Here is a 4,976-nt window from a genome sequence, read left to right as displayed (position 1 = left end):
ATCGGAACCGGAGCCTTCCGGCGCGGGTCATCCTCATTGGCCTTGTGCTCTTTCACGATGCCGCTCCTTGCGTTGCGGGTTGGCTGCGATCCACGTCGACCCAGCAGAAATGCTCGCCGACCAGATCATGCTCCCCGTCCCAGCGGTAGGCGCAGAGCTTCCCGCCGGCGGCAACGCTGTAATCCAGGCAGGCGACACGCGCGGACAGCGGGTGCGGGGTACCGCTCATCCAGTAATGGCCGACGAATACCGGCTTGTCCCCGTCGTAGCCCGGCAGGACATGCTCGGGCGCCGGCTCATGCGGGATCTGCGGGATGACCTCAAGCGGCGCGATCGCGAGATCGCGATAGGTGATCGGGTGGTCTTTCCACCAGCGGGTGCGGACCCGCCGGCGGGTCTTGCCGTCCTTGTCCTTGAATTCGACCCCCTCGGGAAGCGGGATCTCCAAACCCTTCAGCACCGTCTCCAGTGCCTCGTATCCGGGATCACCTCGTCGGGTGAGCGAGGCCCAGGCGGCCTCGTCGCGGATCCGTTGTCGGTCGTCTAGGTGCTCGGTCAGGATCTCGAAGGAGGGCCGATGCCAGCAGGCGTGCACGACGCGCAGACCCGGCAGATCCAGCCAGAGCGGGAGGCCGCAAAACCAGTCGATCAAGTCCACGTGGAGCTGGCTGCCCTCGCCGACCTGCGCGAGAAATTCCGCGTGTTGGTTCCGATTGCCTTCGGTGTGCGGTCGCAAATGGTCGCCCGATCCCGTCGAGATCGGCGTGGCCCAAGCCACGGCGTTGAACTCGTGATTGCCCATAACCGTCAGTGCCTGCTCGGCGTCGACCATCGCGCGAACGATCTTCATCACCTCGACCTGCGCCGGCCCGCGATCGATGAAGTCGCCGAGGAAGATCACTTGGCGTGCCGGGTGTCGCCAGACGCCGTCTCGCGCGCTGTAGCCCATCTTCGCGAGCAGCGCCTTGAGTTCATTCGCACAGCCGTGGATGTCGCCGATCAGATCGTACATTTTCGCTCCTCTGTTAAGGCTATAGGGTCGACCCGCGGATGCGGGCATTGCACGCTCCCGAGCACGGGGTCGCCGGATCACCGCTTCGGATCAGGCACGCATCGCGATCTCGGTCGCCTCATCCCCGTTGGTCCACCAACAGCGCCGCTCCGGAAACTGCACCGCCAGCAACCCACCCCGGTGGTCCGAGGTCGCAGAGATACAGACACGTCGCGGTGCGGAGAAAATCGCCTGCCCGTGCAGATGGGTATGGCTGCTCACCACGACCCGTTCCCAGTCCGGATCGTGCCGAGTCGCCCTCGCCTTGTCGCTCAGGGCGTCGGGCGTGTTGCCGTCACGGTGCAAGCCCGAGCAGGCGATCGGCGAGCCCGGTAATCTCGTCGCGCTGCGGCAGGGTGTCGAGCCACTCCTGCGGGATCGCCGCCGTGCCCAGCGACGCGCCAAGCAATGCGCCCGCGAGACAGGCGACCGAATCCGAATCCCCTCGGATTCGTGCGGCCTTCTCGACCGCCAAACCCAGATCCTCGGGCCAACGCAGCGCCGCAGCCACCGCAAGGCCCAGCGCACTGCCGGAGCGCCAACCGCCGTCGCCCGGTGGGATGGCCTTCTCGTCGAGCCAGTCCTCCTCGCGCGCCGTCCACGCGATGGCCGCGCGCAGGCTCGCCGAGACCTCGCCGCCTTGGTGCCAAGGCCCGTCGAGCCCTTGGATCGCCTCCTCCACCAGCGCCGTGTCCCAGCGCCCCGTCTCCAGGATTGCCCGCACCAGCCAGGCCCCGGCGACGGCAGCCTCGACCGCGTTCGGATGGGCATGGGTGAGCAGCGCCGAGATGCAGGCGGCCTCGATCAGGTCCTCGCCCCGATAGGCCAGCGCCAAGGGCACGATCCGCATCACCGCCCCGCAGCCGTCGGACTCGCGCACCCCGCTGGTGGTCCAGTCGCGGTCGCGCTCGAAACGCGCGGTCCCGGTCAGGCAGGTCCCGCCCGGCGCGGTCGACGGGGTCAGCGGGTCATGGCTCCAGCGCACGAAGGCCTCGCCCACAAGCGTGCCGAATCGGTCCGCGTCGAGCGGCCCCGGTCCATGCTCCAGGATCGCCTCGCCGAGATAGAGCGACATGTGGGTGTCGTCGGTCCAGTGGCCCAGGTGGACCGGCCGGGTGCGCACGCTCGCGTCCTTTACGAACTCAAGCGAGGCGCCGAAACGGTCGGCGCACGCATGGGCGAGCAGGGCCGCGCGGGCGCGATCGGCAAAGGTGGAGTGGTCGTCGGCTCGGGTCATGGGTGTTTTCTCCATTGGGGTTGGCTCGGACCCGTGCGCACAGGGCATCGGATGTTCGTAACTTCAATTGATGATCGGAAACGCCGTTTTTCCACGTTCCGTTACGCGAAAAGGATAACGCCGGTCGAGGGCACACGTTCGATCGCTGCCGGCTTTGCCGCCGAGTTCGAAGGCAAGAGCGAGCATTTGAACTGGGGAATCGAGGTCGAGCATGTACTCAACGCACTCAAGGACGAAGACATTGCCGAGCAGGCCGAGGAGCACTCCGGCATCTTGATGGGGATCTTTCCTGAGCCACGGCGCTTCGAGGGTCAGCTCATCTCGGGATGCGTCGACCTCGACCTGGAAGACATCGGCGCATTCAAGACCAACTGGGAGTACAAGAAGGCCCGACTGACCTTCAGAGTTGTTTCGATGCGGACGAATCAGCGTTTCATATTGGTCGATGCAGCTCGACTGGAGGAAACGATCGAGAGCTGAGTGCTCTGCATCGCCGAAGCGATGAACTCCACTTTGTCGTAAACCTCGGCCAGCGACAGCTCGGTGTCGAGCGCCGTCAAGGGGATGCGGTCGCTCGGGTCGGTATAGACGAAAAGCAGCCAGTCACCGCTCGGCTGGCGCAGGAGGAGCTCGGCGCTCATCGGTTGCTGGGACAGCAGCAGATAGGCGCGCAACCCGGGGATGGACCGGTAGTGGGCGAATTTGTCGCCCCGATCATAGGCATCGGTGCTGTCGGAGAGGACCTCGACGATGAGTGCCGGGTTTGTGATGACGTCGCGGCGGTCATCCAGAAATTGCCGCTCTCCGCAAACCGCCATCACGTCCGGGTAGACGCAGGGATTCGCGGACTCGACACGGACCTTCATGGCGCTGGTGTAGACGTAGCAGGGGCGGCCCTTGAAGTGATTGCCCAGCTCGCCCAATAGGTTTCCGCAGATCAGGTTGTGCGCCTCCGAACTGCCATCGATGGCGAAGGCCTCGCCATTGCGATACTCGGTACGGCCCTGATGCGATGCACGTTCGGCGGCGAGCCAGACGTCAAAATCGAGTGGGGATTTGGGTTGAAGGGACATGCCAGGGCTCCAAGTCCGGACTCAAACAACGCTTGAACGAGGCTGCACGCGGATCGCGAAAAGAGACGGAACATTCCGCAGGGCATGCTTGGACAAGCCGCCGGGTCGACTCGGCCATCTTTGTCCATCAACCGTCGTCGGCGATCTCGGCACGAATCGACGGCGCAATCGTTTCAATAGATGCGGGTACGCAAACCTCGAGATCATTCATCGCGGCGGCGACAAGCGCAATGACCGGCGCGTACGCACGAGCAACGTCCTCGGCATCGAATTGGTGGAAGCCTTGGTAGTCCGCGCGAAGTCGGTCGGCCTCGAGCTGTCCGAGCGTCTTCAGGTGCTGCCGATCGAATGCTCCGGATCGGATGAAGTGGGCCGCGAAGAGCCGCTGGGTGCCTTCGTGCGTCTTCGTCTCCAACCCATGGCTGAACAAGAGGGCGCGGACCGCATGAAACGCGGCGTAATAGAGGTTGGAGATGCACTTGCGATGGACGCCGACCTGACGATTGGCGCGGAAGCTGCGCAGCTCGTCGAGCAGCAGCTCCAGCTCGTCGGCTACTGCACTCAAGCGCTCGTCTTCGCCCATAGCTCGATCCCGTGCTGCATGATGTCGTCCAGCAGTCGGCGACTCGTCCCGTCACCGTCGCGGATGACGATGGGCCGCAGGTGCGGGAGATCCTCCCAGCCCTCTTGCGTGGATTCCGCAATGTCGGTCAGATCTCGCGCGATCGAGCGGTGCGCATCGCGCGAGACGAAGACCGCGAGGTCCAGGTCCGAGTCCTCGTCGCCCTCCCCCCGAGCGCGGCTGCCGAACACCAGGATGCGCTCGATGGCCACGCTGCCGAGCCGGCGCAGACTGTTTGCGACGAAGGTCGCCAACAACTGCTGCTCGCCCGGCGTAAAGGGGGCGCCTGCCGGGCGAATGGTCGGGTTAAAAGGGCTGGGCTCGGTAGACATTCCGAGGCTATGAATCCGCAGGCTTTTCGACGACGGGCGCCGGGCTGCCCTTCACCTTCTCGCGCAAGCCCTGCACGAAGACATAAAGCGGCGGGATCACGAAAATGCCGAGGAAGGTCGCGGCCGTCATACCGCCCAGGACCACGACGCCGAGCGAGAGCTGACTCGCCGCGCCCGCGCCGGTCACCAGCACCAGCGGCAGCATGCCGAGGATGAAGCTGACGGCGGTCATGAGCACCGCGCGATACCGGATGCGGGCGGCGTCGGCCGCGGCCTGTTGAATGGAGCGGCCCTCCTCGCGCAACTGTTTGGCGAACTCGACGATCAAGATCGCGTTCTTGCTCGCGAGCCCGATCAGCATGACCAGACCGATCTGGGTGTAGACGTTGTTGTCGAGCCCGGTCAGCCAGGTTGCGGCCAACCCCCCGACGGCGGCGATGACGACCGACAGGATGACCGCGGTCGGCACCGTCCAGCTCTCGTACTGGGCCACCAGGAAGAGATAGACGAAGAGCAGCGCCAGCATCAGCACCACGGCGGCCTCCCCGCCGGCCTGCACCTCCTGGAAGGTGGTGCCGCTCCAATCGACGGCGAAACCGGGCGGCAGGGTGTTGCGCTCGATCTCGCGCAGGGCGCCGATGCCCTCGCCGGTACTGCCGAC

At 65.3% G+C, this 4,976-nt stretch carries 8 protein-coding genes; 1 reads left to right on the top strand and 7 read right to left on the bottom strand.

Annotated elements, in window-relative coordinates:
- Window positions 1-52: 52 nt before the first annotated feature.
- The 3 genes from GPT33_RS17015 to GPT33_RS17005 all read right to left on the bottom strand — a co-directional run bounded on the left by GPT33_RS17015 (window position 53) and on the right by GPT33_RS17005 (window position 2,288).
- Window positions 53-1,012 carry a metallophosphoesterase gene (locus GPT33_RS17015; RefSeq protein ID WP_296811336.1) on the bottom strand — a complete coding sequence of 320 codons (960 nt, stop codon included), beginning with the start codon at window positions 1,010-1,012 and terminating at the stop codon, window positions 53-55.
- Between the two features lie 90 nt (window positions 1,013-1,102).
- Window positions 1,103-1,357: a hypothetical protein gene (locus GPT33_RS17010; protein ID WP_296811334.1), complete on the bottom strand. Its 255-nt coding sequence runs from the start codon at window positions 1,355-1,357 to the stop codon at window positions 1,103-1,105.
- Window positions 1,347-2,288, bottom strand: a complete 942-nt coding sequence (locus tag GPT33_RS17005) for an ADP-ribosylglycohydrolase family protein (protein ID WP_296811332.1) — start codon at window positions 2,286-2,288, stop codon at window positions 1,347-1,349. Before GPT33_RS17005 ends, GPT33_RS17010 begins: the two co-directional genes overlap by 11 nt.
- 51 nt (window positions 2,289-2,339) lie before the next feature.
- On the opposite strand from GPT33_RS17005, the gene GPT33_RS17000 reads away from it, so the two are divergent.
- Window positions 2,340-2,768: a hypothetical protein gene (locus GPT33_RS17000; RefSeq protein ID WP_296811331.1), complete on the top strand. Its 429-nt coding sequence runs from the start codon at window positions 2,340-2,342 to the stop codon at window positions 2,766-2,768.
- Here GPT33_RS17000 and GPT33_RS16995 read toward each other — a convergent pair.
- The 4 genes from GPT33_RS16995 to GPT33_RS16980 form a co-directional block, all read right to left on the bottom strand.
- Window positions 2,714-3,361 (bottom strand): Uma2 family endonuclease, encoded by a 648-nt coding sequence (locus tag GPT33_RS16995; RefSeq protein ID WP_296811330.1) that lies wholly within the window; start codon window positions 3,359-3,361, stop codon window positions 2,714-2,716. The genes GPT33_RS17000 and GPT33_RS16995 overlap by 55 nt on opposite strands.
- Window positions 3,362-3,488: 127 nt before the next feature.
- Entirely contained in the window at window positions 3,489-3,944 is a 456-nt protein-coding gene (locus tag GPT33_RS16990) for a HEPN domain-containing protein (protein ID WP_296811329.1), read from the bottom strand.
- The gene (locus GPT33_RS16985) at window positions 3,923-4,315 is read right to left on the bottom strand and encodes a nucleotidyltransferase domain-containing protein (RefSeq protein ID WP_296811326.1); all 393 of its coding nucleotides are present in this window, start codon (window positions 4,313-4,315) and stop codon (window positions 3,923-3,925) included. The genes GPT33_RS16990 and GPT33_RS16985 overlap by 22 nt, the downstream gene beginning before the upstream one ends.
- A gap of 7 nt (window positions 4,316-4,322) precedes the next feature.
- Window positions 4,323-4,976, bottom strand: a 654-nt coding sequence (locus GPT33_RS16980; RefSeq protein ID WP_296811324.1) for an efflux RND transporter permease subunit, incomplete at its 5' end; no start/stop codon positions are given.

Origin of the sequence: Thiocapsa sp., assembly GCF_011390875.1 — a bacterium.
Classification (GTDB): Bacteria; Pseudomonadota; Gammaproteobacteria; order Chromatiales; family Chromatiaceae; genus Thiocapsa.
Note: the sequence above shows the minus strand (reverse complement) of the source record. Positions and strands in the feature narration are given on the sequence as shown.

Excerpts from the sequence above, each read along its gene's own strand:
- GPT33_RS17015 (WP_296811336.1), bottom strand. The coding sequence starts at position 1,012 with ATGTACGATCTGATCGGCGACATCCACGGCTGTGCGAATGAACTCAAG.
- GPT33_RS17005 (WP_296811332.1), bottom strand. The coding sequence starts at position 2,288 with ATGACCCGAGCCGACGACCACTCCACCTTTGCCGATCGCGCCCGCGCG.
- GPT33_RS17000 (WP_296811331.1), top strand. The coding sequence starts at position 2,340 with ATGTTCGTAACTTCAATTGATGATCGGAAACGCCGTTTTTCCACGTTC.
- GPT33_RS16995 (WP_296811330.1), bottom strand. The coding sequence starts at position 3,361 with ATGTCCCTTCAACCCAAATCCCCACTCGATTTTGACGTCTGGCTCGCC.
- GPT33_RS16990 (WP_296811329.1), bottom strand. The coding sequence starts at position 3,944 with ATGGGCGAAGACGAGCGCTTGAGTGCAGTAGCCGACGAGCTGGAGCTG.
- GPT33_RS16985 (WP_296811326.1), bottom strand. The coding sequence starts at position 4,315 with ATGTCTACCGAGCCCAGCCCTTTTAACCCGACCATTCGCCCGGCAGGC.